Annotated in this window: 17 protein-coding genes; 10 read left to right on the forward strand and 7 right to left on the reverse strand. The window is 71.8% G+C overall.

Features of this window, described 5'->3' with window-relative positions; genetic code table 11:
- Positions 1–39: 39 nt before the first annotated feature.
- The 3 genes from ACH4ZA_RS15060 (at position 40) to ACH4ZA_RS15070 (ending at position 3,966) form a co-directional block, all read left to right on the forward strand.
- Positions 40–921, forward strand: coding sequence for an alpha/beta fold hydrolase (locus ACH4ZA_RS15060; RefSeq protein ID WP_398429697.1), 882 nt, complete (start codon positions 40–42; stop codon positions 919–921).
- The gene (locus tag ACH4ZA_RS15065; protein WP_398429698.1) at positions 918–1,754 is read left to right on the forward strand and encodes an LLM class flavin-dependent oxidoreductase; all 837 of its coding nucleotides are present in this window, start codon (positions 918–920) and stop codon (positions 1,752–1,754) included. Before ACH4ZA_RS15060 ends, ACH4ZA_RS15065 begins: the two co-directional genes overlap by 4 nt.
- Positions 1,755–2,286: 532 nt before the next feature.
- Positions 2,287–3,966: a hypothetical protein gene (locus ACH4ZA_RS15070; RefSeq protein ID WP_398429699.1), complete on the forward strand. Its 1,680-nt coding sequence runs from the start codon at positions 2,287–2,289 to the stop codon at positions 3,964–3,966.
- 69 nt (positions 3,967–4,035) lie between these two features.
- Here the strand turns inward: ACH4ZA_RS15070 and ACH4ZA_RS15075 are convergent, their stop codons facing one another.
- Complete coding sequence (locus ACH4ZA_RS15075; protein WP_398429700.1) at positions 4,036–5,550, reverse strand: glycoside hydrolase family 43 protein; 1,515 nt, start codon at positions 5,548–5,550, stop codon at positions 4,036–4,038.
- Positions 5,551–6,096: 546 nt separating this feature from the next.
- Here ACH4ZA_RS15075 and ACH4ZA_RS15080 point away from each other — a divergent pair.
- Entirely contained in the window at positions 6,097–7,413 is a 1,317-nt protein-coding gene (locus ACH4ZA_RS15080) for a ferric reductase-like transmembrane domain-containing protein (protein ID WP_398429701.1), read from the forward strand.
- A 250-nt stretch (positions 7,414–7,663) separates the two neighbouring features.
- Here the strand turns inward: ACH4ZA_RS15080 and ACH4ZA_RS15085 are convergent, their stop codons facing one another.
- Together ACH4ZA_RS15085 and ACH4ZA_RS15090 are read right to left on the reverse strand one after the other, a co-directional pair.
- Positions 7,664–9,151 (reverse strand): APC family permease, encoded by a 1,488-nt coding sequence (locus tag ACH4ZA_RS15085; protein ID WP_398429702.1) that lies wholly within the window; start codon positions 9,149–9,151, stop codon positions 7,664–7,666.
- Positions 9,152–9,234: 83 nt separating this feature from the next.
- Positions 9,235–10,920 carry an amidohydrolase gene (locus tag ACH4ZA_RS15090; protein ID WP_398429703.1) on the reverse strand — a complete coding sequence of 562 codons (1,686 nt, stop codon included), beginning with the start codon at positions 10,918–10,920 and terminating at the stop codon, positions 9,235–9,237.
- 148 nt (positions 10,921–11,068) lie between these two features.
- Between ACH4ZA_RS15090 and ACH4ZA_RS15095 the strand changes: the two genes are divergently transcribed.
- From ACH4ZA_RS15095 to ACH4ZA_RS15105, 3 genes are all read left to right on the forward strand, one after another.
- Positions 11,069–11,683 (forward strand): TetR/AcrR family transcriptional regulator C-terminal domain-containing protein, encoded by a 615-nt coding sequence (locus tag ACH4ZA_RS15095; protein ID WP_398429704.1) that lies wholly within the window; start codon positions 11,069–11,071, stop codon positions 11,681–11,683.
- Between the two features lie 49 nt (positions 11,684–11,732).
- Positions 11,733–12,296 carry an MBL fold metallo-hydrolase gene (locus ACH4ZA_RS15100; protein ID WP_351683463.1) on the forward strand — a complete coding sequence of 188 codons (564 nt, stop codon included), beginning with the start codon at positions 11,733–11,735 and terminating at the stop codon, positions 12,294–12,296.
- Between the two features lie 339 nt (positions 12,297–12,635).
- Positions 12,636–13,688: a LacI family DNA-binding transcriptional regulator gene (locus ACH4ZA_RS15105; protein WP_398429705.1), complete on the forward strand. Its 1,053-nt coding sequence runs from the start codon at positions 12,636–12,638 to the stop codon at positions 13,686–13,688.
- Positions 13,689–13,793: 105 nt separating this feature from the next.
- Here ACH4ZA_RS15105 and ACH4ZA_RS15110 read toward each other — a convergent pair whose 3' ends face one another.
- Together ACH4ZA_RS15110 and ACH4ZA_RS15115 are read right to left on the reverse strand one after the other, a co-directional pair.
- Positions 13,794–15,809 carry a non-reducing end alpha-L-arabinofuranosidase family hydrolase gene (locus ACH4ZA_RS15110; RefSeq protein ID WP_398429706.1) on the reverse strand — a complete coding sequence of 672 codons (2,016 nt, stop codon included), beginning with the start codon at positions 15,807–15,809 and terminating at the stop codon, positions 13,794–13,796.
- Positions 15,810–15,863: 54 nt separating this feature from the next.
- Entirely contained in the window at positions 15,864–17,504 is a 1,641-nt protein-coding gene (locus tag ACH4ZA_RS15115; RefSeq protein WP_398429707.1) for a glycoside hydrolase 43 family protein, read from the reverse strand.
- 459 nt (positions 17,505–17,963) lie between these two features.
- Here ACH4ZA_RS15115 and ACH4ZA_RS15120 point away from each other — a divergent pair, with 459 nt between their 5' ends.
- The 3 genes from ACH4ZA_RS15120 (at position 17,964) to ACH4ZA_RS15130 (ending at position 22,490) form a co-directional block, all read left to right on the forward strand.
- Positions 17,964–19,610 carry a glycoside hydrolase family 27 protein gene (locus ACH4ZA_RS15120; RefSeq protein WP_398429708.1) on the forward strand — a complete coding sequence of 549 codons (1,647 nt, stop codon included), beginning with the start codon at positions 17,964–17,966 and terminating at the stop codon, positions 19,608–19,610.
- Positions 19,607–21,100: a glycoside hydrolase family 43 protein gene (locus ACH4ZA_RS15125; protein WP_398429709.1), complete on the forward strand. Its 1,494-nt coding sequence runs from the start codon at positions 19,607–19,609 to the stop codon at positions 21,098–21,100. The genes ACH4ZA_RS15120 and ACH4ZA_RS15125 overlap by 4 nt, the downstream gene beginning before the upstream one ends.
- A gap of 133 nt (positions 21,101–21,233) precedes the next feature.
- Positions 21,234–22,490 carry a cellulose binding domain-containing protein gene (locus tag ACH4ZA_RS15130; protein ID WP_398429710.1) on the forward strand — a complete coding sequence of 419 codons (1,257 nt, stop codon included), beginning with the start codon at positions 21,234–21,236 and terminating at the stop codon, positions 22,488–22,490.
- Between the two features lie 120 nt (positions 22,491–22,610).
- On the opposite strand, the gene ACH4ZA_RS15135 is transcribed toward ACH4ZA_RS15130, so the two are convergent.
- Together ACH4ZA_RS15135 and ACH4ZA_RS15140 are read right to left on the reverse strand one after the other, a co-directional pair.
- The gene (locus ACH4ZA_RS15135; protein ID WP_398429711.1) at positions 22,611–24,314 is read right to left on the reverse strand and encodes a TROVE domain-containing protein; all 1,704 of its coding nucleotides are present in this window, start codon (positions 24,312–24,314) and stop codon (positions 22,611–22,613) included.
- A gap of 310 nt (positions 24,315–24,624) precedes the next feature.
- The gene (locus tag ACH4ZA_RS15140; RefSeq protein WP_398429712.1) at positions 24,625–26,091 is read right to left on the reverse strand and encodes a non-reducing end alpha-L-arabinofuranosidase family hydrolase; all 1,467 of its coding nucleotides are present in this window, start codon (positions 26,089–26,091) and stop codon (positions 24,625–24,627) included.
- Positions 26,092–26,094 lie beyond the last annotated feature (3 nt).

Here is a 26,094-nt window from a genome sequence, read left to right on the forward strand (position 1 = left end):
CGCTTTTTACGATGGACTGTCAGGTCTAGCGTGACATTCATGACCGATCACCTTTCCCCTCACCTCTCCCACCGCCTCTCCCACGGCGAGAAGCTCGTCGAGGTCGGCGACGTCGAGCTGTGCGTCGAGACCTTCGGGAACCCCGCCGACCCGGCGATCCTCCTCATCGACGGCGCCGCCGCCTCGATGCTGTGGTGGGAGACCGGACTGTGCGCCCGCATCGCCCAGGGCGGCCGGTACGTGATCCGCTACGACAACCGTGACACCGGCAGATCCACCGGCTACCCGCCGGGACGGCCCGGCTACACGTACACCGACCTGGCGGGGGACGCCCTCGGCATCCTGGACGCCCTGGACGTCGAGCGCGCCCACCTCGTCTGCCGGTCCATGGCCGGCGGAATCGGCCTCATCGCCGGGGTGGACCACCCCGGCCGGGTGGAGTCCCTGACGTTCGTCTCCACCTCCACCGGCGAGGACGGACTCCCTCCCTCCTCGGACGAGCTCGCCGCCGGCATCCCCGCCGATCCGGACCCCGCCGACCCGGACGCCGTGGTGGACTTCGTCGTCGCCTCGGCACTCGCCTGCTCGGGCGGCTCGCCCTATTTCGACGAGAGCGCGACGCGCAGGCTCGTGGAGCAGGACGTGGCCCGTGCCCGCGACATCGCCTCCACCCTCGTCAACCACTACGCGATGTCCTTCGACGGGTCGTCCCGTGATTTCGGCTCCGTCCGGGCGCCGACCCTGGTGGTGCACGGCGACCACGACCCGGTGCTCCCGCTCCCTCACGGCCGCGCCCTGTGCGAGGCGGTTCCCGGTGCGACGCTGCTGGTCCTGGAAGGCGCCGGGCACGACCTGCCGAAGCCGCTGTGGGACGTGTTCGTCCCGGCCCTCCTCCGGCACACCGCGCGCGGCCGGACATGACCCCGTTGCGGTCGGCGCTCTGGCTGCCGCTCTTCGAGGAGCTCGCCGACCCCTCGGCGGTGGCCCGGCTGGCCGTCGAGGCGGAAGAGGCCGGCTGGCACGGGGTGTTCGTCTGGGACCACCTGCGCTGGCGCGAGCCCGTCCGGCGGGTGGCCGACCCGTGGATCACGCTGGCCGCGATCGCCGCCGCCACCCGGCGCGTGCGGTTCGGCCCCATGGTCACCCCCCTCGCCCGCCGGCGGCCGCCCAAGGTCGCCAGGGAGACCGCGACGCTGGACCGGCTCGGCGGCGGCCGCCTCACCCTCGGCGTCGGTCTCGGCAGCGACCGCTTCGCCGGCGAGTGGAGCGCGACGGGCGAGGAACTCGACGACCGGCGGCGGGGCCGCATGCTCGACGAGTCACTGCAGATCCTCACCGCGGCGTGGTCCGGCAGGCCGGTGCGCCATCACGGCCCGCACTACACCGTCGACGGCGTCTCCTTCCTGCCAAGGCCGGTTCAGCGACCCGGCGTGCCCGTGTGGGCCGCGGGCCTGCCCGGCAACGTCGGACCGCTGCGCCGCGCCGCCCGGCACGACGGCTTCTTCCCGGTGAACCTCCAACACCCGGACCGGCTCGCCGAAGCCGTCGCCACCCTCGCCGGTCTGCGCGAGGGGAGGACGAGCCCGTACGACATCGCCGTCGCCCTCCCGCCCGGCGTCGATCCGGCGCCGTACGCCGCAGCGGGCGCCACCTGGTGGCTGGCGGAATTCGCGCCGCAGACCGTGTCGCTGGACCGGGTGCGCGGCGTACTCCGCGACGGCCCGGCCGGCGCCGGCGGGCCCGGCACCGGGTGAGACCAGCGGGTTCTTCCTCCGCGCGGCACGCGCCTTGCATGTGGCTGACCTGTGGAAATAGCCTCTGCACAAGCCGGTGGGGGTCGCCGGCCCGGGATGTGGTCCACAACATCATGGTCGCGAGGTGCGAACCGGCTGTTGTCCGTGGCCTGCCGGGCAGGAGGCCCGAGTCCGGGTCCTCCACCGATTCCGGAGCAGTTCAGTGCATGAAGTCGGCCTCCTGGTGCTGGCGCCGTCGGCGAGTTGCGCGGTCCGCGCGGCGTCGTTCCACGCGCACGCCGCCGCAGCGGACGGGGGGCCCGCCGGCAGGGGCCTGCCGCGCGACGACCACGGGCTGAGAAACGGGCCGCCGGGCGCGGTCCGGGCGGCGCGGCTCCCGAGGCCGGCGTGCCGCGCGACAGGCACATGGGCGCGACGGACGGGAGAAGCCCGGCCGTGACGCCGGTACAGGCCGGTGAGTTCCAGGAGCCCTCGGGGCCGCGAACTCCTCGCCGGACCTGCACCGCGTCCGTACCGCACCGGGAAAGCCATCATGCCCTCACAGACCTCCACCCTGTCGGTCCCCTCCTCGCTGCGGCCGTCCCTGCCGGCGCTGCGCCGGAACCGCCGCTCGACCGGATCGGCGAGGTACCGCGTCCCGCTCCTCGTCATCGCCGCCTTCCTCCCCCTGTACTGGGGGTGGGACGCCGTTCTCGCGACGGACGGCGGTGACCTCGCCGCGCAGTACGCGTGGGCGGGGTTCGTCGGCAGGCACCCGGCCACGCCGTACGGGCTCTTCTGGTTCGGCGGTGTCCACACCGTCAACTACAGCGTCATCTCACCGCACTTGATGGCTCTGTTCGGCGTCCGGGCCGTCTCCGTGCTGTCCGGGGTCGGCGCCACCTGGCTGCTGGCCACGCTGCTGGAGCGCACCCTTCCGCGCGTGTCGATGTGGCCCGCGCTGGTCGGCGCGCTGGGCCTCTGGTACAACGTCGTGCTCGGCCGCACCACGTTCGCACTCGGTCTGGCCTTCGCTCTCGCGGGCCTGCTCGCCGTCGCGGATCGCGCGCCCCGGCCCGCCAGGCTCGCCGCCGCCGCGCTCGGGGCGCTGTTCGCGACCATGGGCAGCCCGGTGGCCGGGCTCTTCCTGCTGGTGGCGGGAGCCGGATACCTGGTCGACCGGCAGTACGCCAAGTGCCTCGCCCTGAGTCTCCCGCCCGTCGCCGTCGTCGGTGTGACGACCCTGCTCTTCCCTTTCCAGGGCGAACAGCCCATGGCCTGGGGCCGCATGATCCTGCCCGTGCTGCTGTCCGCGGCCGTGGTGTGGGCGTCTCCGCGGGAGTGGCGGGTGGTGCGGGCGAGCGGCGTCGTGTACGCCGTCGGGGTCGTGCTGACCTGGGTGGTCCCCTCGCCGGTCGGCAACAACGTGGAGCGCCTCGCCCTGCTCTTCGCGCCCGCGGTGCTGCTCGCGGCCGCGCTGCACCGCCGCTCCGGAGCCTTCCGGCACGGGGGCCGGCGAACCCGCATGCGGGCGATGGCCCTGGTGACGGCTCTGTCCGTCTCCTACCTCTGTGCGACGTCGCTGACGCATCTGCGCCGCCCCGACCCCGTCCCGGGCTGGGTCACCCACACCGACGGCGTGATCGCCGCGCTCGACCGGCTGGGCGCGGACCGCGGGCGGGTCGAGCTGCCGACGGACGACGACCATCGCGGGGCCACCCTGCTCGGTCCGCACTTCGAGCTGATGCGGGGCTGGAACCAGCAGCTGGACGTCGAACGGGGACGCCTGTTCTACGAAGGGCATCTGGACGGGCCGCAGTACTACGCCTGGCTGCGTCACTGGGCGGTGGGTTTCGTCGTCCTCCACGACGGCACGCCCGATCGGTCCGCGGAGCGCGAGACGGCTCTGATCAAGGAGGGACAGCGCTGGCTGGAGCCCGTCTGGCAGGACCGTTACTGGAAGGTCTACCGGGTCCGCGACACTCTGCCGCTGGTCTCCGCCCCGGCCGAACTGCTGCGCGCGGGCGAGGCGGATCTGACGCTGAGCATGCCCGGCGCCGGGTCGAGCGTCGTGCGGATCGCGTATTCGCCGTGGTTGCGTGCCGAGGGAGCGTGCGTCACCGCGGACGGCCCGTGGACCCGGCTCACCGTGCCCCGGGCGGGCGTGTACCGGCTGACGTCGGACTACGCCGCGGAGTCCGTCGACGAGAGCGGCTGCCCGACGGCAGGGTGAGGGGTCGTCGTCTCCGCCGGACCGGCGTCCGGCAAAGACCGCCGTCGACGACGCCGCCGCGGCCCCGGCTCAGTCGTCGAGCGGCTCGTAGTCGAACCAGTCGAAGTGGACGACGCCGGTCGCCGCGTACATGCCGATGACGCGTCCGGTGAAGCCGCCGGCGACCTCGGTGGACAGGTAGCGGCCGTCCAGGGTCGCGAGTTCGGAGACCGTGCCGTCGGGCTGTTCGACGCCGAGCGAGACGAGGTCGGGCCCCGTGCACGGCCCGTGCGGGGACGGGGATCGCGTGACCGTGACGGCGAGGACCACCGGCCCGGCCGGCACGGACTCCTCGGCCACGACCGTGCGCAGCGATCCGACGCGGGCGACCACGCGCACCCGCGTGCCGGACGCCTCGATCGCGTAGTGGTGCCGCTCGTCGAGCCGGACGGCGAGACCACCGCTTCCGTCCGCGGCGTCGGCCAGCGTGCGCGCCCTGCAGGACGGATGCCGCTGGCGCCGGCCCGTGAACACCACGTCGGGCTCGTCCAGGGAGCCGCCCCGCGCGCGGAGCGTCAGCCAGCCGGGGCGCTCCTTGGCGGTGCAGTGCTCGGCGGGCCGGTCGCGCACGGAGATCCAGTACGGGCGCAGTTCGGCGAGCTCGAAGTCGTCCCGGTGCTCCTCGGCGGGGCCGGGGGAGAGCGGCCAGGGGGGTTCGGGGAGGTCCAGGGCGACCTCGCCGACGACCGGCCAGTCGTCCTCCCAGGTCACGGGGGCGAGGAAGGTCTCCCGGCCGAGCACGTGCCAGCCCGGTGTGCCGCCGCCCGGCCGGACGCCGAGAAGCACCATCCACCAGGACCCGTCGGGCCCCTGGACGAGGTCGCCGTGCCCGGTGTTCTGGACGGGACGGTCGGTGCCCCGGTGGGTGAGGATCGGGTTGGCCGGGCACGGCTCGAACGGGCCGGCGGGCGTAGGGCCGCGGGCGATCGAGACGCCGTGGCAGCGTTCGGTGCCGCCCTCGGCGATGAGCAGGTACCAGTACTCGCCGATGCGGTACAGGTGCGGCGCCTCCGGGGCCTTGGCGCCGGGACCGCCGGACCAGAGCCTGCGGGGAGTGCCGTACGTCTGCCCGGTCAACGGGTCGATGCGGACCTGCGAGACGCCGGCGACCGTGCACCAGCAGACGCCGTCCTCGTCCCAGGCCAGGTCGGGATCGATGCCGGGGACGCCCGGCGCCCGGACGGGATCCGACCAGGGCCCGGCGGGGTCGGTGGCCGTGACGATCAGGTTGCCGCCGTCCTCGCTGCAGTTGGTGACGATCAGCCAGAAGCGGCCTTCGTGGTGGCGCAGGGTGGGTGCGTAGATCCCGCCGGAGGAGGGCATGGAGGCGGGCAGACGCAGTTGCTCCGGCCGGTCCAGCACGTTGCCGATCTGGGTCCAGTGCACCAGGTCCCGGCTGTGGAAGAGGGGGACCCCCGGGAAGTACTCGAAGCTGGAACAGGCCAGGTAGTAGTCGTCGCCGACGCGGCAGACGCTGGGGTCGGGGTGGAACCCGGGGATCACGGGGTTGGCGACGGGTCCGTCCGGCTGGCGCAGAGCGGGCACCTGAGAGGTCCTCTCGTCGGTATCTCGTCGGTGACGCGGCGGTACGTGAAGCAGGCGCGGTGTCGGTCGGCAGGCGACCGTCGACTGCCGGAGCGCGACTGTCGAAGCGCTTCACTTCCTCGCGTAAGCTAACGGACCGGCATCGCGCACTCAAGGTGCCCTACGCTGCCCTACGTTGGCAATACCGCTTCGTGCTGGGCTGATTCGCACACGCCGCAAGGAATCGCGCCGTTGTCGAAGCGCTTCGATCGACGGGGGTTCGAGGGTGCGATACGGCCCCGATTCCCGACCGGCGTCCTGCGCGCGGGCGACGAGGTCCCCGAGCGCGACGACGAGCGCGGCGCCGTGGCAGGTCACGGATGTCCCAACAACCCAGGGACAGCTTGTGGTTAAGGGCTTAATCACCCAGCGTACGCAGCGACGGCGGCGGGTCGAGGCAGGTGAGCCGGAACCCGGCCTGTGGAGCATCGACCGTCGCGGTGCCGCGATCGGCACACGTACGTCACGTGAACAAGAGGGGAAGCGGTGGAGGCGACGATTTCACGGGTGCGGCAGAGCACCATACCTCCGGTCGTTGCGGCGCGGTGGGCGCTGTGGACGTTTGTCATCATCAACGCGGTGATCGTGGAGGCCCTGTTCCTCACCTCCGGGACCGGCAAGAACGGTGTGCTCACCGTCGCCAAGTTCTTCGGCCTGCACGCCGCCGTGCTGATGCTCTTCCAGCTTCTGCTGGTGGCACGGCTGCCGTGGCTGGACCGCCGTATCGGCATGGACCGGTTGACGGTGTGGCACCGATGGGTCGGCTTCACCCTGCTGTGGACCGTCCTCACCCACGCCGTGCTGGTGGTGCTGGGCTATGCCGATCTCAGCGGCACGTCCATGACGAAGACGTTCTTCTCGCTGGCCGGAGTGCCGGCCTCGCTGCTCGGGATGCTCGCCGCGGCGATCATCGTGGTGGTCGCCGCGGTCTCCGCCCGGTATGTGAGGCAGCGGCTGCGGTACGAGGTCTGGCACGGCCTGCACCTGCTGCTGTATCTGGCGCTGGGGCTGGCCTTCGTCCATCAGCTGCAGGAGACGACGACCTTCAGCTCGTCGTTGCCCGCGAAGCTCTACTGGTGGGCCCTGTGGCTGTTCGCGTTCGGCGCCCTGGTCGTGGGCCGGATCGTGCTGCCGGTGTGGCGCAACTCCTACCACCGGTTCCGGGTCGCCGAGGTGGTGGTGGAGTCGGACGACGTGGTGTCGGTGCACGTCACCGGCCGGCACCTCGACAAGCTGCCCGCCCGGGCCGGGCAGTTCTGCATCTGGCGGTTCCCCGAACACCACCACTGGTGGCTGGCGAACCCGTTCTCGCTGTCGGCGGCGCCCGACGGCCGAACGCTGCGGCTCACCGCCAAGGCGGCCGGCGCCGCCAGCGCCGGACTGCGGCATCTCACGGTCGGCACCCGCGCGTTCGTCGAAGGGCCCTACGGCGCGTTCACCTCGCTGCACCGCGGACGCCCCGGCGCGCTGCTGATCGCCGGAGGGGTGGGGATCACCCCGGTCCGGGCCCTCCTGGAGGAGGAGCAGTCGGGCGACGTCGTCGTGCTCTACCGGGTCCGCAGCGAGGCGGACGCCGTGCTCGTCGACGAGGTGCGCACCCTGGTCGCGCAACGCGGTGGGCAGTTGCACCTGCTCACCGGCCGCACGGGAGAGGGCAGCGCGCCCTTCGCGCCGGAGAGCCTGCGGGCGACGGTTCCCGACATCGGCGAACGCGACGTGTACGTCTGCGGGCCGCCCGCGATGACCGCGGCCGTGCTCGGCGCCCTGCGCGACCTGCGGGTCCCCCGGGGGCAGGTGCACGCCGAGCGGTTCGGCCTGGCCTGAGACCCGCCCGGGGCGGCCCCACCCGCGTCCCACCCGGGGCGGTGCCCGGCCGCCGGTCCACGGCGTGCCGGGCACCCCGCCGTTCCACGATCACCGGGGCTGCACGCCGGGCGCGCAGCCCCGGTCGTCGTCCCGGCCGTCGGCGCCGTTCGGGGTCGAGCGTCCGGACCGGCGTCGTGGAGCCGTGCCCAAGGGCACGGGGCCCCGCCGCGGTGACGTCACGTCCCGCGACGGGGCCCCGTGCCCTCGGTCAGAGGCAGTCCACGTCGGTGGTGGCGAGTGCGGCGTAGACGTCGGGCCGGCTGCGGCGGATCCGCAGGGCGAGGACCGCCCCGGTCGCGAAGACGAGCGGGGTGAGCGCGATCAGCGTCCAGTTGACGAGCGGTGCGGCGCCGGTGAAGAGATTGAGGCGCGTGCAGACCAGCCCGGTGATCACGGCGAGGAGGAGCGCGGCGGTCGCCGGTGCGGCGACCGTGCGCAGGCGTCCCACCGCGTGCGCGCCGGGGCTGCGGCGGAAGAAGGCGGCCACGGCGCAGGCCGCGAGCGTCTGCAGCGCGAGGATGCCGACGACGCCGGGGGTGTTCACCCACAGCAGGAACTCGTTGTACGGGTGCACGCCGATCGCGGCGAACATGGCCGTGACGGTGGCCGCCAGCGCGGTCTGCGCGATGCCGGAGACCCAGGGGGAGCCGTGCCGGGGATGGATGCGTCCGAGGGCCGCGGGGGCGACGCCCTCTGCGGACAGTGCGTAGCCGTACCGGGTGATGGCGTTGTGGAAGGCGAGGAGGGAGGCCAGCAGGCTGCTGACGATCAGCACGCGCTGCAGGTCGGTCGCCCAGCCGCCCACATAGCGGGTCATGGCGGTGAAGAACATCTCGGCGGGGTTGTGCGCCGCGGTCCCGACGGCCCCGTCGTCGCCGAAAGCCTGGACGATGACCCAGACGACGAACGTGTAGAACAGGCCGAGGAATCCGACGGCCAGGTAGGTGGCGCGGGGCACGGTGCGGTTGGGGTCGCGGGCCTCCTCGCGGTAGAGGGCGGTGGCCTCGAACCCGATGAAGGCGGCCACGGCGAGACCCAGCGGTGCGCTCATCTGCGAGGTGAAGACATGGGAGGGGGCGAAGGAGGCAAGGCTCAGCCCGTTCGCGCCGCCCTTGAGGAGGATCGCGCCGGCGAGCAGCGCCAGGACGGCGGTCTCCGCGATCAGCAGGGCGGCGAGCACCTTGGCGCCGACGTGGATCGACCGGAAGCCGAGGAACCACACCACGGCGATCCCGGCGAAGGCGTGGACCGGCCAGGGCAGGTCGACGCCCAGGAGGTCGTCGGCGGTGGCGGCCGCGAAGAATCCGAACGCCCCGTAGGTGCCGATCTGCAGGGCGTTGTAGGAGAACAGGGCGAGCAGGGCGGCGCCGAGCCCGGCCGGGCGGCCGAGCCCCCGGGCGACGTAGGAGTAGAAGGCTCCCGCGTTGCGGATGTACGGCGTCATGGCGGTGAAACCGACCGCGAACAGGCACAGCACGACGCCGACCGCCAGATACGCGACGGGCGCGCCGATGCCGCCGAAGAGGATCGCGAGCGGGGCGATGCCGGCCATGACGGTGAGCGGCGCGGCGGCCGCCACGACGAAGAAGACGATGTCGCTGACGCCGAGGGTGGCACGCGGCAGCCGGCCGGTCGGATCCGTCCCCGAGGCCGCCGGGGGCTGCTGGGGGGTGAGGGAGGTGCGGGGCTCGGACATGGAGGTCTCCGCGTGATGCGTGAGGTCGACGGGGGAGGGGACTTTCCCTGGCACGCGGGCCCGGCCGAGACGACGTCGAGAGGCTATCGTCGCACGGCGGCCACGGGGCCGGGGGTGCCGGAGCCGTGCGTGCGCCGGCCTGCCAGCCAGGTCCCGAGGACGGGCAGGCGTGCGAGGTCGCGGGGCGCGGTCCCGACCGGGTCGGCGGCGAGATGCACCAGGTCGGCGCGCATACCGGGGCGCAGAACGCCCCATTCCTCCTCCTCGAACGCCTGGTGGGCGCATCCGGCGGAGTAGGCGGCCAGGGCGGTCGCGGTGTCGATCCGCTCCTGGGGAAGCCAGCCGCCCCCGGGGACTCCCTCGGGTGTCTGGCGGGTCACTGCGGTGGCGATGCCCCGCAGGGGTTCGTGATCGGTGACCGGCCAGTCGCTGCCGAACGCGATGCGCGCGCCGGAGGCGAGCAGGGCGGCGATCTGGTACTGGCGCGCCCCGCGCTCCGGGCCGATCTTCGGCAGGATGAGGTCGGTCATCAGACGGTCGGGCTGCGCCCACAGCGGCTGCAGATTGGCGATCACCCCGAGTGCGGCGAAGCGCGGCAGGTCGGCGGGGTGGATCAGCTGGGCGTGGGCGATGACCGGGCGCCGGTCGCGGGGGCCGTTGGTGCGGGCCGCGGCCTCGACGGCGTCCAGCGCGGCCCGGACGCCGCCGTCGCCGAGCGCGTGGATGTGCGGCTGGAACCCGAGGGCGTCGACCGCGGTGACGGCGTCCGCCAGTTCCGCCGGGGTCCAGTTGGCGATGCCGTGGGAGTGCGGGCAGTCGGTGTACGGCTCCAGCAGAGCGGCCGTGCCGGACTCGATCACCCCGTCGGCGAAGAACTTCACGGTGTGCGCGGTGAGCAGCCCGGGGGCGGCGTCCTGCACCCGCGCACGCTCCGCGGCGAGCAGGCCGACCCGCTCGCGCCAGCGCTCCGGGCCCAGGAAGAAGCCCAGGTCGGCGCGGACCGGCAGGCCGGGTCCGCTGGTCGCCGCGGTGATCCAGACGTCGGCGTGGTGCGGTTCCACCCAGGCGTCCTGCACCCAGGTCACCCCGGAGGCGGCGAACCGGGCGGCGGTCGCGCGCAGCGCGTTCACCTGCGCGCCGTGGGACGGCTGCGGGACGAGATCGAGGACGGGAAGGACGGCGGCGAACTCGCGCAGGGTGCCGAGCGGTTCGGCCGAGCCCTCGCGGCGGACGATCTCCCCGCCTCGCGGGTCGGGCGTGCCGGCGGAGAACCCGGCCCGGCGCAGCGCCTCGCTGTTCACCCAGGCGGTGTGGTGGTCCATCGTGCGCAGCACGACGGGACGGTCGGGGACGGCCTCGTCCAGCCAGCGGGCGTCGAACCGGCCGTCGGGGGCCAGCCAGGCGTCGAAACCGTCACCGGTGATCCACGCGGCTTCGGGGTTCCGGTCCGCCCACTGCCGTACGGCCTCGACGATCTGCTCCACGGAGGTGCACTCGCGGACCGGGGCGCCGAGCAGTCCCAGGCCGCCCGCGAGAGGGTGTGCGTGTCCGTCGCCGAACGCGGGCAGCAGGGCGCCGCCGTGCAGATCGATCACGACGGCGCCGCTGCCGCGGGCGTCGAGCGCCTGCGCTCCGAGCGCGCTGATCCTGCCATTCGTGACGGCGAGGGCGTCCAGCGCCGGGCGGTCGGCGGTTCCGGTCCTGACCGTTCCTCCGGTGAACACGATGTCGGCCTGCATGGCGGTGATGCCCTTCCCGTCCTCGCCCACCCCGAACTGAAACCGATTCGGTTTCAGTAATGTAGGCCCGCGTCCGGACGGCCGGGAAGGGTTTTACTGAAAGTTATTCGGTAAACTCCGGGCGACGACACGCGAGCGGCGACACCGCCGCCCGGGAGCCCCAGGAAGAGGAGCCCACGTGCCAAGGCCGCGCACCCCGTTGCTGGACCGCCGCCGCATCGGCGCGGGCGCACTGAGAGTCGCCGACGAGCAGGGCGCCCTCAGCATTCCCGCCCTGGCCCGCGAACTCGGAGTCGCTCCGTCCGCGCTGTACCACCATGTGTCCGGTCGCGAGGAGATCGTGTCGCTCATGAGGGAGGAGCTGAGCCGGGAAACCGGACCCGACGACTGGGATCCCGCACAGCTCTGGGAAACGTCCCTGGAGTCCTGGGCCCGCTCCTATCGCACCGCCTTCGCCGCCCACCCCGGGGCAGTCCCCCTGCTCGCGACGGCCCCCCTGGCCGAACCCTTCATGCACGCCAGGTACGAGAGGGTCGCCGAACTCCTGCTGACCGCCGGCTTCGGAGCGGCCCAGGTCATGCCCCTGATCAACGCGCTGGAGAACTTCATCCTCGGCTCGGCCCTCGACCTCGTCGCGCCGCCGGTGATGGTCTCCGACGTGACCCGCGAGGCGGCGCCGCACCTCAGCGCCGTACTCGACGAAACCCCAACCGACCACCGCCGGGCCGAGCTCGCCTTCGACACCGGTCTGCGCGCGCTGCTCACCGGCTTCCGGGCGCTGCTTCCCCGGTGAGCGGCCCGTCCGGCGGCCCGCGCCGCACCCGACCCCCGAGGAGTCCCTCATGACCGCCGCCTTCCACGTCCTGACCACGGGCTACGCCGACGAGCGGGTGGCCGGCACCGTCACCCTGCTCGTCGACGGCGAGACCGTCGCGATCGTCGATCCCGGCATGGTCGCGGACCGTCGGCTCATCCTGGACCCGCTCGCGCCCCACGGGCTGAGCCCGCAGGACGTCACCGACGTGATCTTCAGCCACCACCACCCGGACCACACGCTGAACGCGGCCCTGTTCCCCGAAGCCCGCTTCCACGATCACATGGCGATCTACCGCGACGACGTCTGGGAGGACCGCGACGCCGACGGATACCGGCTGTCGCCGTCGATCACGCTGATGACGACCCCCGGCCACACCGCCGAGGACGTCAGCACCCTGGTCACGGCCGCCGAGGGCCTGGTGGTCCTGACCCATCTGTGGTGGACCGCCGAGGGACCCGCCGACGACCCCTTCGCGCCCGATCGCGAGCAGCTGCGGGCGGCCAGGGAGAAGGTCCTGGCCCTCGGCCCGGCGCTGATCGTGCCGGGACACGGCGCGCCCTTCGCCCCGTCGGCCTCGACGCCCGTCTGACCCGGCCCGCGACGTCGCGCGTCCCGCACGTCCCGCCACGTCCCGCCGGGCGGTGACCCGACGGGGCGAAGGCAGCGGCGGCACCCCGCTCCCGCAGGCGATCCGTTGGTCGATCCGCCCCCCGATCCGTCCCTCGACGGTGATGCTCCAGCGCCGCGTGAGCGACGCTGCGGACCGGGCGTCGCCGGGCGGACGGCACGGTCGGAGCACGCCCTAGGATGCCGTCGAAGACATCCGGCATCCGATCGCCCCTCGGCCCGGCGACCGTCCGGCCGCCGTCGCCCGGCGGGCCGGGGGAGCAGTTCTTCACCACGAGCGGTCACGGCGGTTGGGGTGCCCATGGAGAGCTCACGCGTCTGGCGGCGTCCGACACTCGACGCCGTGGCCGCCCGGGCCGGCGTGTCCACCGCCACGGTGTCGAACGCGCTCAACGGCACCGGACGGCTCTCCGAGGCAACCAGGCAACGCGTGCTGGCCACGGCACGCGAACTGGGCTACGCCCCGGCGAGCACGGCCCGTGCCCTGGCCCGCGGCAGCACCGGCGTGCTCGGCCTGACCATGACCACGTACGGCGACCTGCCCGTCTCGTACACCGAGATCCCGTTCTACGCCGCCCTGACGCTGAGCGCCATGGCGGCTGCGCACGAGCGCGGCTATCTGCTCCTGACGATGCCCAGCTCGATGTCACCGTGGATGTGGCTCAACACGCCGATGGACGGCGTCATCCACGTCGAACCGCGCACCGACGACCCGGTGGCCGCCATCCTGCGGGAACGGGGCATACCCATGGTCAGCGAGGGCCGGCCGCCGCGGCCGCACCCGTGCGACGCGTGGGTGGACTCCGACCACGAGAGCGGCCTCCGTCTCCTGCTCGACCACCTCGTGGAGTCCGGGGCCCGGCGGATCGGGCTGTCCCTGCCCGTCCACGACGACGCGTATCCGCAGCTGGTCGTGCACGCCTACCGGTGCTGGTGCGACGAACACCGCATGCCCGCCCTGGTGGAGGAGTACGCCGTGCTGCCCGACTACTTCACGGCCGAACAGCGCGCGGTCGGCCGGCTGCTCGAGCGCGATCCGCGCCCCGACGCCGTCATCGGCGTGTACTCCGACTCCGGCCACAACATTCTCGCCGCCGCCCGCCGCCACGGACTGCGCGTGCCGCGGGATCTGCTGGTGGCGTGCGTCAGCGAGGACCCGGAGTACGCGAGCACAGCACCGCCCGTCACCACCCTCGGTCTGCGACCGGACCTCGTGGGCACCGAAGCGGTCGACCTTCTGATCTCCGTCATCAACTCCCGCAGCGGGGTGAACCGGCGTCGGCTCGTGCCACCCGTGCTGCTGCCCCGCCGGTCCACCCGGCGCGAGGCAGGCCGGGCGAGCGCCGCTCCGTGACCGCGACGACCCGAGGGGTCGGACCGCGGAGTCGAGCGGGGCCGGTTCGGGCGGGGTCGGGTCGGGGGGCGCCCCCGTCGGAGACGCCCCCCTCGGTCCGGTCGGTCAGCAGCTCGAGTTGGTCTGGGTCAGGAGGCCGAGCCGCCACGGCAGGCTGTTGTAGTCGCCGCTCGCGTTGGGGTTGAGGCCCTGGTACAGGTACTGCAGACGGCAGCTCGGGATCGTCAGCGTCTGGTCGTACCCGGAGCGGATCATCTCACCGTGACTGATGTCCCGGGTCCACGCGCCGGACGGGAAGGACACCTTGTTGGCCCGTGCGAACGGGTTGTTCTCGGACGCGGCGAGCGGCGTCCAGGAGCCGGCGAGGCTGCCCGACGTCCACGAGCGGAAGTACCGCCTGCCGTCCGATCCGATCGCCTCGACGATCAGGAGGTACTGGTTGGTGCCCTGCACCTTGTAGACGTTGCTCGCCTCGAACAGGTTGTTCCTGCTGTCCTGCGCGGCGATGACCGTGTTGGTGAACCCGTTGGGGAACTGGCCGACGGTCGTCTGTGAGCGGTACAGGTGCCCGTTGTCGTCGGAGGAGAACAGGTAGCAGTTGGCGCTGTCGCAGATCACCCACATGTCGACCCAGTAGCCGTTGCCGATGTTGCGCCTGATGATGTCCGGCATCGACGCGTAGAAGTTGCGCGGCGCGCTCCACCCGTTGGGGTTGTTGATGTCGGGGTTGGTGGAGTAGGACGCGTTGCCGGTCTGGTAGACGAGGTACCACAGGCGCTGCTGCGTGTTGTAGAAGACCTGCGGCGCGGCCCGGTACCCGGAGCCGATGGCCGTGCGGTCCAGGTAGTGGTGGGTGGCCGAACCGGCCTGCGACCAGTCGGAGAAGCTCAGGTACACGAGGTTGTACCCGGCGGCCCTCGCGGTGCTCGCGAACACGTGGTACTTGCCGTTGTAGTAGACGACCGTCGGGTCCTTGATGCCCGCGATGTTGTGGGTCGAGTCCGGCTTCGGGGCGATCAGGGGGCCGCTCGAGCTCCACGAGAAGCTGGCGGGCAGGGCGGCGGCGGTGCGGGGCGCGACCGCGGTGCGGGCGGCGGGAGTGCCGCCCATCGCGCTCAGTGCCGACCGGTAGGCGGCCTTCTTGTTGCCGCTGCGGTCGAACAGCAGCGGGTTCTCGCCGGAGCGCCAGGAGTCGCTGTCGCGGATGCCCCAGACGGTGATGCCCTTGCAGCGCGCGACGTTCAGACAGGCGCGCACCGTGTTGGCGTAGGCGTTCGCCGGCGCCTGCGCGATGTCCAGTTCGGTGATCTGCACGTCCACGCCGAGCGCGGCGAAGTTCGACAGCGTCGTCTGGAAGGTTCCGGGAGGCCCGCCCGCGCCGAAGTGGGACTGGAAGCCGACGCAGTCGATGGGCACGCCGCGCGCCTTGAAGTCGCGGACCATGCGGTAGACGCCCTGCGTCTTCGCGGAGTTCCAGTCCTCGATGCTGTAGTCGTTGTAGCAGAGCTTGGCCGCCGGGTCCGCCGACCGGGCGGTGCGGAACGCCTGCTCGATGAAGCCGTCGCCCAGGAGGTTCTGGAACACCGAGGGGCGGTGCTGGCCGCTGCCGCCGTCGGCGAAGGCCTCGTTGACCACGTCCCAGGCGTAGACGCGGCCCTTGTAGTGGTTGGCCACGGTGGTGATGTGGTTGTTCATCACGCTGCGCAGCGTGTTGGCGTCCCTGATGGAGCCGACCCAGTCGGGCAGTTGGCTGTGCCAGACCAGTGTGTGGCCGCGCAGACGCTGGCCCTTCGAGGCCGCACGGTTGGCGATCTGGTCGCCGGGGCCGAAGTTGAACGAGCCGCGGGACCGCTCGACGGTATCCCACTTCATCTCGTTCTCGGGTGTGACCTGGTTGAACTCGCGGTCCAGGATCGAGGTGTACGCGCCGTCGCCGAGCCGACCGGCGGCCACCGCGGCCCCGAAGTACCGTCCTGACTGGGCCGCTTGGGCGCCGAGCGTGGAGGCCCGGACGGCGTCGGGTGGAGCGGCGGTCGCTGCCACCGGCGTGACCAGGCCGGTCACTGCCAGCAGGGATAACACCGTGGCTCGGCGGCGGCCGAGCCGTTTGAGCGGGTTCATGTGTCTCCTCGTACGGTTGGCGGGGGGTTGGGTGGTGCGGTCGGTGGGAGCCGGTCAGGGCGTGGACAGCTCGAACCGCAGGACGCGGATCGCGCCGCCGAGTGCCTGGGTGGCGTGGTTGAAGAGGGCGAACCGGTAGCCCATGAAGAACCGCCAGTCGTTGCCCAGGGAGAAGGTGGGGCCGAGGCGGACGAAGGCGCCGCCGTCGGTGCTGTAGGAGAAGGCCGCGGAGCGCGCGGCACCGGGCCGGATGTCCGCCGTCGCGCGCAGCCGGACCCGGCTGCCGGACACGCGCGCGCTCGCGACCTCGACGCCGGTGCCGGTGGTGTTCCAGTTGCCGTCCATGGTCAGCCCGTTGACCATCACGAGCCGTGTCACGCCGCCGTCGCGCTTGAGGCCGATCCAGGCGGAGGAGTCGCGCAGCAGGGCCAGTCCTGCCCGGTCGCCGTCGCGCATCGCCGAGAAGTCGAGCTCGGCCGTCGCGGTGGAGGTGGGACCCTGGATGCGGTGGGTGAGCGTGTTGCGCGCCGCGTACAGGTCGTTGGTGACGGTGGCGGTCCGCAGGGTGAGGCCGCCGTTCACCGACCATTTGGAGTTGTCCGGGTTGTGGTTCCACTCCCACCTCGGTTTGAGGACGGTGCCGTCGAAGGCGTCCACACCGGTCATCGGGGTGACCTGACGGGGTGGCGGGGGCACGTCCGGGCGGGGATACGAGGCGCCCCACGCGCCGTTGACGAGTTGGACGACCGGCCAGCCGTCCGCGGTCCAGGTGACCGGCGCCAGGGCGGGCATCCGGCCGCCGGGGTAGGCGTCGACGAAGGCCAGGTAGTACCAGGCGCCGCCTCTCGTCTGCACCAGCCCGCCCTGGTGCGGGACGCCGCCTCCGGCGATGGGCCCGCGCAGGTCGAGCAGGACCTGCCGCATCGTGTAGGGGCCGAAGGGGCCGCTGGTCGACTTGAGGATGTACTGGCCGTTCGCGGGGCGGGTCAGGAAGATGTAGTACTGCCCGTTGATCTTGTAGAAACGGGAGCCCTCCAGGGTGCCGACGCTCGACGGCGTGGTGAACACCTGCTGTGTACGGACCTGGGTGCGGCCGTCGGCGGACAGCTGCGCCACGTTGATCGTGGAGTTCCCGTAGGCCACGTACAGGGTGTCGTCGGTGTCGACGAGCAATCCCGCGTCGTAGTAAGGGGTGTTGATCGTCGTGAGCCGGCTCCACGGCCCCTCGGCGGCGGTGGCGGTGTAGACGTAGGTGCGGGCGAAGTCGATCTGACCGAGCCAGTAGAACGTCCGGTTGCTCGGCCGGTAGGCCAGGGACGACGCCCAGATCCCCCGGACGTAGCCGCGGCCGCCGTTCAGGTCGTACTTGGCGCCGAAGTCGAGCACGGGCACCGAGTGACCGGCGATCTCCCAGTCCACCAGGTCGTACGACCGCAGCACGGGTGCGCCCGGCGAGTAGTGCATGGTCGAGGCCGAGGCGTAGAAGACGTCACCGACGCGGATGACGTCGATGTCCGCGAAGTCCTGCCAGATCACGGGGTTCGTGAAGGCCGCCGCGGTCGTGAGGTCCGCCGCTCGGGCCGGGGCGGCGCCGAGGATCCCCACCGGAGGCAGCAGGGCGCCGGCGGCCAGTCCGGAGGCGGCCGTCAGCGCGCGACGCCGGGACAAGGCGTGACGAGTCCATGACATATGCATCGGTGGCGTACTCCCTCTGTGGCCCAGCCGTGGGCGGCTGGAGTGTCCGGAGGTGCCCTGCTGGATCATGTGGAGCGGCTGCCGTGCGTTCGGAATCTCGAACGGGGATCGGCGTGGCGAGCATTCAGGATGATAGGGAGCCCTGGGGTGCCGTCAATCCTTCTCGCATGAATCGTCGAAAACTTCGAAACATTCGAAGAAATCCATCCCATGAAGCGGAGGGGTTTGCGTCGGGATAGTGCCGATATGTCGGTGCAATGGCGGTGGAATGGCTGGATCGCAGGTGGATGTGGCGGCAGGTGTTGACATGCCTGCCCGCCTCCCTAGTATCCGTGGGACCCGTAGTTTCCGAACGGAATGCGAACGTTCGAATCGCTCGTTCACCTCGCTCTTGCGTGTGTCATGCACGCGACATTCGCGCGTCACAGGTCGTGACGCCTGCCGGGAAAGGATCCCTCGGTGCCCAGACGATCAGGCGGACGCCTCCTCCGCCTCCTCGCGGCGGCCGCGTTGGCGGTCACCGCGTCCGTGACGGCTTCCGCCCACTCCACCGCCTCGGCCGCCCCCGGCAGCCCCGCACTCACCCCGCCCCTGGGCTGGAACAGCTGGAACAGCTTCGGGTGCGGGATCACCGAGGCGCAGGTACGCCAGGCCGCCGACGCGATGGCGTCCTCGGGCATGCGGGACGCCGGCTACCGGTACGTGGTGGTCGACGACTGCTGGTTCGACCCGCAGCGCGACGCGACCGGCAACCTGAGGGCCAGTCCGTCCAAGTTCCCGAGCGGGATGAAGGCACTGGGGGACTACATCCACGGCAAGGGCCTGAAGTTCGGCATCTACCAGGTGCCCGGCGAGCGCACCTGTGCGCAGACCAGCGGCGCCTATCCGGGGTCCACGGGCAGCAGGGGGCACGAGGCGCAGGACGCCGCCGCGTTCGCCTCGTGGGGCGTCGACTACCTCAAGTACGACTGGTGTTCCTCCAGCGGCACCCGTGACGAGCAGGTCGCGCGGTTCACGATCATGCGCAACGCCCTGCGCGCCACCGGGCGGCCGATCGTCTACAGCATCAACCCCAACAGCTTTCACGCCATCACCGGCGCCAACTACAACTGGGGTGAGGTCGCCGACCTGTGGCGGACGACCGAGGACCTGCTCGACATCTGGCAGAACGGGAACACCAACAGCTACCCGATGGGCGTCGGCAACGTGCTCGACGTCACCGCTCCACTGGCGGCCCAATCGGGCCCGGGCCACTGGAACGACCCCGACATGCTCGTCGTCGGCCGTCCCGGTCTGTCGCTGACGGAGTCGCGCTCCCACTTCGCCCTGTGGTCGCTGCTGAGCGCCCCGCTCATGGCGGGCAACGACATCCGCACCATGTCGGCCGACGTGAGCGCGATCCTGCGCAATCCCAGGCTGTTGGCGGTGAACCAGGACCCGCTGGGGGCGGGCGGGCGCCGCGTACGCGACGACGGCAGCACCGAGGTGTTCGCCAAGCCCCTGTCCGACGGCTCCGTCGCGGTGGGCCTGTTCAACCGGGGCGGCGCCGCCGCGACGGTCAGCGCCACGGCAGCTCAGGTCGGCCTCTCGGGAGGGTCCTTCACCCTGACGGACCTGTGGACCGGCGGCACGTCGAACACGTCCGGAGCGATCTCGGCGAGTGTCCCCGCGCACGGCGTGGCGGTGTACCGGGTGTCCGGCGGCAGTCCGCTCGCCGCCACCACCTCGCGGCTGCGCGGCAGCGGCTCCGGCCGCTGCGTGGACGTGGACAACGGCTCCACCGCGGCCGGGTCCACCGTCCTGCTCTGGGACTGCCACACGGCCGCCAACCAGCTGTGGACCACGTGGGCCAGCGGTGAGATCCGCGTCTTCGGCGACAAGTGTCTGGACGCCTACAACCAGGGCACCTCCAACGGCACCAAGGTCGTCACCTGGCCCTGCAACGGACAGAGCAACCAGAAGTGGGCCGTCGGCTCCGACGGATCGGTCCGCAACGCGCTGTCCGGACTGTGCCTCGACGTCGACCGTTCCGGCACCGCGAACGGCACCCTGCTGGTCCTGTGGGCGTGCGACGGCCGGGCCGGCCAGAAGTGGAGCCGGACATGAGGGAGTTGCGTCCGTCGCCCGGCCGGCGGCCCTCACCCGCAGGCCGTCGCCCGCCGCAGACGGCGACCACGCCCGGGGCCCGCCCCGCGGCCGCGAGGCTCACGCGGGCGGCCGCCTGGATCGCGGCTCTCGTGCTCGCCTTCGCCGTAGTGCCCGCGGCGGTGCAGCCCACCGCGGCCAGGGCCGACAACCCGATCGTGCAACACGTCTACACCGCCGACCCGGCCCCGCTGGTCCACAACGGGCGGGTCTACCTCTACACGGGACACGACGAGGACGGCTCCACCTACTTCACCATGAAGGACTGGCGGGTGTGGTCCTCCGCCGACATGGTCAACTGGACCGACCACGGCTCACCGCTCAGCCTGACGACCTTCAGCTGGGCGTCCGCCGACGCGTGGGCGGGCCAGGTGGTCAACCGCAACGGCCGGTTCTACTGGTATGTGCCGGTCAAGAGCCGGGCCACCGGCAGGATGGCCATCGGCGTGGCGGTGTCGGACAGCCCCACCGGCCCCTTCCGGGACGCCCTCGGCCGTCCGCTGGTGGAGAACGGAGAGATCGACCCGACCGTCTTCGTCGACGACGACGGTCAGGCCTACCTGTACTGGGGCAACCCCAACCTGTGGTATGTGCGGCTGAACGCCGACATGACGTCCTACGCGGGCGGCGTCACCAGGATCCCGCTCACCGCCGCCGGGTTCGGCGCGCGCACCGGCGACGCCAACCGTCCCACGCTGTACGAGGAAGGCCCCTGGGTCTACAAGCGCAACGGTCTGTACTACCTGGTGTTCGCGGCCAAGTGCTGCTCGGAGTTCATCGCCTACTCCACGGCGCCCGGCCCGACCGGACCGTGGACCTACCGCGGGACGATCATGCCCACCCAGGGCGGCAGTTTCACCAACCACCCGGGGATCGCCGACTTCAAGGGCAACTCGTATTTCTTCTACCACAACGGCGCACTGCCGGGCGGGGGCGGCTACACCCGCTCGGTCGCGGTGGAGAGGTTCGCCTACAACGCCGACGGCACGATCCCGGTGATCAACATGACGGCCGCCGGGGCGCCCCAGGCCGGCACGCTCGACCCGTACGTCCGCCAGGAAGCAGAGACGATCGCCTGGGGGGCCGGGATCGAGACCGAGCCGGCCGCCGAAGGCGGAATGAACGTCGGCTGGATCGACAACGGCGACTACATCAAGGTCAAGGGAGTGGGCTTCGGGGCGGGTGCGTCCTCGTTCACCGCACGCGTGGCGTCGGGCAACAGCGGAGGGACCGTCGAACTGCGCCTGGGCTCCGCCAACGGCGCCGTCGTCGGCCGGTGCGCCGTGCCGGGCACCGGCGGCTGGCAGAAGTGGACGACCGTGACCTGCCCGGTCGGCGGGGCCACCGGAACCCAGGATCTCTATCTGCGGTTCACCGGCGGCAGCGGCTATCTGCTCAACATGGACTGGTGGCGGTTCGCCTCCGGCGCCGCCGCGACCGCACCGCGGTGACCCGGCCCCTGTCCGTGCACGGCGAGGATCCGACACAGGAAAGGGGAGTCGCATGGCAATGGCAGCGGGAGGGACGAGGAGAAGGCCACCGTGGTGGAGGCCGAGGGCGGGCGTGCGGTCATGGGGAGCCGCCATGGCGGTGCTGCTCACCCTGACCACCGGGGGAACGGCGCTGGCGGACGGCCCTGGCCCGGACGTCCCGCGCGCGGTGTCCGCCGCGCACACCGCGGCAGCCGCCCCGACCGCCGGCTGCGGCAAGGCCCCCACCTTGACGAGCGGCACGTACACGATCCAGAGCAACGGCAAGAACCGGACCTTCATCCTGAAGCTCCCCGACGGCTACGACCGCAACCACCCGTACCGTCTGGTCCTCGGATTCCACTGGCTGGGGGGCACCTCCACCGACGTGGCGACGGGCCGGACGGTGGAGACGGGCACGTGGGCCTACTACGGGCTCCAGCGGCTGGCGAACAACAGCACCGTCTTCGTCGCGCCCCAGGGCCTCGACAACGGCTGGGGCAACGCGGGCGGGGAGGACGTCACCCTGGTCGACGACATCCTCCGGCGGATCGAGGCGGACCTGTGCGTCGACACCACACAGCGCTTCGCCCTCGGGTTCAGCTACGGCGCCGCGATGTCGTACGCCCTCGCGTGCTCCCGGGCGACGGTCTTCCGCGCGGTCGCGGTCCAGAGCGGCGGGCAGCTCAGCGGCTGCAGCGGCGGCACGCAGCCCATCGCCTACCTCGGGGTGCACGGCGTCAGGGACAGCGTCCTCGGCATCTCCGGCGGTCGGGGACTGCGGGACAGGTTCGTCAGGAACAACGGCTGCGCCGCCCAGAACCCACCCGAGCCGCCACAGGGCAGCCTGACCCACCGGGTCACGGCCTACACGGGCTGCTCGGCCGGGCATCCGGTCGTCTGGGCCGCGTTCGACGAGGGGCACATCGCCGCTCCGCAGGACGGGGCCGCCGGTGACAGCGGCTCCAGGACGTGGCTGCCGACTGAGGTGTGGAAGTTCTTCACCCAGTTCCAGACCTCCGACCCGTCGCCGGCGCCGGCGACCTGCCGGGTCACCGCCACCGTCAACGCCTGGAACACCGGCCTGACGTCGAGCATCGCCATCGCCAACACCGGCACGACGGCGATCGACGGATGGTCTCTGCAGTTCACCCTGCCGGCAGGCCAGACCGTCACCTCCGGATGGAACGCCGCCTATGCGCCCGCCGCCGGCCAGGTGACGGCCAGGAACGTCGCCCACAACGCGACGATCGCTCCGGGTGCGTCCGTGGACATCGGATTCCAGGCGACCCACACCGGCAACACCGCTCCGCCGAGCTCCTACACCCTCAACGGCACGGCCTGCGCCACGACCACGAACATGCGGAGGTGACCCACGGTCCGTCGTCGCCGGCCCCTCTTCGGGGGCCGGCGACGGTACGCGGCGCCGGATGCGCGCGCCCGCCGCGGACGGCCGGTGCCCGATGACCCGTGGTCCGGGGCACCGGACGCGTCACGTGGGATCGGGGTCGCAAGCGCCGCTCTCCCACGGCCACTGTGCGTCCCGGCCGGCCTCGATGAGCGGGATCAGCCGGAACGCGGCGTCGCTCAGACCGCCGAAGGTGTGGTGGTGCGGGCCGGACGGGGCATGGGCCGGGGCGTAGCCCGCCAGGTTCCAGGTGTAGACGGGGACGTGGAAGGGGATCGTCCGCAGCGGGTCGGCCCACTGGCTCGCCCCGGTCTGTTCGTCGGTCACCACCACCACCCGGTCGTGACGGTCGTAGTTCCGCCTGAGCGCCGCGCCCGTGTTGGTGCCGCCGAGGTTGTGGAAGCGGTCCAGGACGCGCAGCACGGACTCTCCCGGGGTGAGGGCGATGCGACGGCTGTCGGTCCCGAACTCCACCAGGTCCGCCTGCTCGGCCCGCAGCGCCAGCGCCGTACCGAACACGGCGGCCGTATCGGCCCGGTTGAGCCGGCTGTGCTCGCCGGGCTGGTCGAACATCGAGCCCGACCGGTCCACCAGGACCAGCGTGCGGCCCGCCAGTCCGGGAACGTTGGCGAGGGAATGCCCGAGGGCCGCCTCCAGAGGCTCCTCCCAGCGGCGTGACGGCGTGTTGCGGTGGGCGGCCAGGTAGCGGAACGGGAACTGGCGTGAGCGGCGCACCTCGGCCGGGTCGCAGATCCGGGAGGCCACCGCGGCGGCGACCTCGTCGCTCACGCCGGCCTGGTCGAGGTTGCGCAGATTGCGTATGAGGGCCATCGGTCCCATCGAGGGGACCAGGGCTTCCCACACCGCCGCGTCGAGCGGCCCCTGCAGCCATCCGGCCACCGACTCCCAGGTCATCCCGGCCGCGTTGAGCCGCTCCGCGCCGTCCGGCCCGGTCACCAGGGCGCGCCGGTCCCCGACCGGCACGGTCATCAGCTCCCGGTGTGCGGCGAGCAGCGTCTGCCCGGGCGGGGGCAGGGCGCGGTCGGGTCGGTGGCGGCGGTCGATGGCGTGCCTGAACAGCTCGCCCTGCCAGGGACGTCGGGGGTCCGCGGTGGGGTGGGTGAGTTCGATGACGTCACCGAAGCGGTATGTGTGCGAGGCGGTGTCGTACTTGAGGAGCGCGCGTGCGGTGTAGAGGCGCCGTACGGCGTCGGCGATCCCGCGCTTGAGCGGCTGCGGGACAGCCCGCCCGTGCCGGGAGGTCCAGTACGCCAGCAACTCGCCCGGTTCGTCGGCACGTTGGAGTACGGCGGCAACGGCCTGGCGTGAGTGGCCGGCGGCCCCCGCGTCCAGCCTCGCCCGCACGAACTCGGCGGCGCCTACGAGGGAGGCGGTGCGCATGTGGGCCTCGGAGCGCAGCCAGCCCAGCAGGCCGAGGGTCCACTCGGGGTCGCTGACGGCGAGCGTGCGCACCAGCTGCTCGTAGCGCTGGTCGCGGGCGACGGCGTCTTCGTAGAAGCTGTGGTGGCCGACCATGTTGGCCATGGCCAGGAGGAAGAGTTCCGCCTTCGGGGTGCGGGCGTAGCCGGCGCCGCCCTGATGGGTGCGGTGGTGGGACCGGAAGGCGGCAGGATGCCGCGGGTTTCGCGTGGCGGTGGACGGCGGGAGCAGCCACCGGCCGTGGGTGGAGAGCGACGACGTCGCTCCGCCTGCGGTCAGGCCCGGTATTTCCGCCTGGATCTCGTTCCTGGCTTCGGACTTGGCCCGCTGACGGTTGAAATGGGGCATGCAGAAGGTCCCTTGGGAGACGTTCCGGGAAGAAGGGTGACGCCTTCCGAGATCAGTAGTGGCACCGGGTTGGTGTTGCGCGTCAGATATGAAGTAACCGGGGCACAGCGCATCGGAAGGCGTCGAACACGCACGCTAGCCGGTGCGGTGAAGGAGCGCATGCGAATTTAAGAGGACCGGCTGCCCGCCCGGGCCGGCCCCGCCCTCCCCGCCGTGCGAGCACCGGCCTCGTGGCGTGACGACGGCGGGCCCGGCCTTTCGCCGAGCCCGCCACGCCGGCTCCCGTCGGAACCGGACTCGCGTCGCACCGTCAGCGCTGCAGTGTCAGCAGCCCCGGACGGTAGGGCCAAAGACCGTAGTCGCCACCGGAGTTGGGGTTGCGTCCCTGGTAGAGCAACTGGAGGTGGCAGGGATCGACGGTCATGGTCTGATCGGGGCCGGTGCGGATCAGTTCGCCATGGCTGATGTCGTTGGTCCACGTGGCGCCGCTGTTGGCCTTGCCGGCGAAGGGACTGCTCTCGGTCGCGGCCTGGGGCGTCCATGAGCCGTTCAGGCTGGTGGCCGTGAACGAGCGGAAGTAGCGGCCCTGCGAGCCGATCGCCTCGACGATCATGAGGTAGCGGTTCTGGCCCTGCAGCTTGTAGACCTGCGGGGCTTCGAACAGGTTGTTCGTCGTGTCGCTCATGATCACTGTCGAGTTCGAGCCGAAGCTGCCCGGGAAGTTCCCGATGGGCATGCTGGCACGGTAGATCTTGCCGTTGTCACCGGCGTAGAACAGATACATGTTCGTCCCGTCACCGATGAGCGTCTGGTCGATGGGGCCCGTTCCGGGACCGGGGATGCTTCCGGAGAAGAGCACCTGCTGGGCGGACCAGCCATTGGGATTGGTGGGGTCGCTCGACGTCCGGTAGGAGAAGGCGGTCCCGCCCCACTGGTAGGTGAGCACCCAGATGTTCTTCGGCGCGAAGTAGAAGAGCGTGGGTGCGACCGTGGCGTTCGACATGGCGTTCTGGCTGGCCGAGCCCATCTCCGACCAGTTGGTGAACAGGCCGAAGTTCATCGAGCCCCATTTCGACCCCGTGTCGTGCGTCGTCGCGTAGACGAGTTGCCTGCCGTTGTAGGGGACGACGGTGAAGTCCTTGAGCGAGACCCAGCCCGACCTGGGCTGCGCCAGGGCGCCCGTGGACGACCAGCGGTATCCCGACGGAAGATCGCACGTGCCGGGGCTGTCGGCGCCGACCTTCACGAGCTGCCACTGCTGGTTGGCGCCGCCCCAGTCGTCGTACTGGACGACGTTCGCGTTGTCGGCGGTGGAGGCGCCCTGCACTTCGAGGGCCTTGTCGCTGTGGCGTGCGATCAACCGCACGTAGCCGTCAGGGCTGTCGGCCAGCCGCCACTGCTGGTTGGTGGCGTTCTGGTCCGCCCACTGGACGATCGCGCCCCCGTTCGCGGTGGACCGGTTCTGGACGTCCAGGACCTTGCCCGAGTGGCGGGACACGATGCGGTAGTAGCCGCCCCCGGAATCGACGAACCGCCACTGCTGCTGATTCTGATCGTTCCTGGTCCACTGGGTGATGCGGGCGCCGTCGCCGGTCGCCATGTTGTAGACGTCCAGGGCCTTGCCGCTGTTGCGGTTGACCAGCACGTACGAGGCGTTGGGGTCCACGGTCGCCGCGCCGGCGGGCTGGGCGCCGAGGAAGGTGACCACGAGCAGCAGGGGCGCGAGGACGGCGAGCAACCGTCTCAGGTGGGCCGGGGACGGGTGGGGGAACCGCACAGG

Origin of the sequence: Streptomyces sp. NPDC020597 (assembly GCF_044335095.1) — a bacterium.
GTDB lineage: Bacteria > Actinomycetota > Actinomycetes > Streptomycetales > Streptomycetaceae > Streptomyces.

Excerpts from the sequence above, each read along its gene's own strand:
- ACH4ZA_RS15115 (WP_398429707.1), bottom strand. The coding sequence starts at position 17,504 with ATGCATATGTCATGGACTCGTCACGCCTTGTCCCGGCGTCGCGCGCTG.
- ACH4ZA_RS15135 (WP_398429711.1), bottom strand. The coding sequence starts at position 24,314 with ATGCCCCATTTCAACCGTCAGCGGGCCAAGTCCGAAGCCAGGAACGAG.
- ACH4ZA_RS15130 (WP_398429710.1), top strand. The coding sequence starts at position 21,234 with ATGGCGGTGCTGCTCACCCTGACCACCGGGGGAACGGCGCTGGCGGAC.
- ACH4ZA_RS15100 (WP_351683463.1), top strand. The coding sequence starts at position 11,733 with ATGACCGCCGCCTTCCACGTCCTGACCACGGGCTACGCCGACGAGCGG.
- ACH4ZA_RS15105 (WP_398429705.1), top strand. The coding sequence starts at position 12,636 with ATGGAGAGCTCACGCGTCTGGCGGCGTCCGACACTCGACGCCGTGGCC.
- ACH4ZA_RS15085 (WP_398429702.1), bottom strand. The coding sequence starts at position 9,151 with ATGTCCGAGCCCCGCACCTCCCTCACCCCCCAGCAGCCCCCGGCGGCC.
- ACH4ZA_RS15070 (WP_398429699.1), top strand. The coding sequence starts at position 2,287 with ATGCCCTCACAGACCTCCACCCTGTCGGTCCCCTCCTCGCTGCGGCCG.
- ACH4ZA_RS15125 (WP_398429709.1), top strand. The coding sequence starts at position 19,607 with ATGAGGGAGTTGCGTCCGTCGCCCGGCCGGCGGCCCTCACCCGCAGGC.
- ACH4ZA_RS15065 (WP_398429698.1), top strand. The coding sequence starts at position 918 with ATGACCCCGTTGCGGTCGGCGCTCTGGCTGCCGCTCTTCGAGGAGCTC.
- ACH4ZA_RS15060 (WP_398429697.1), top strand. The coding sequence starts at position 40 with ATGACCGATCACCTTTCCCCTCACCTCTCCCACCGCCTCTCCCACGGC.
- ACH4ZA_RS15110 (WP_398429706.1), bottom strand. The coding sequence starts at position 15,809 with ATGAACCCGCTCAAACGGCTCGGCCGCCGCCGAGCCACGGTGTTATCC.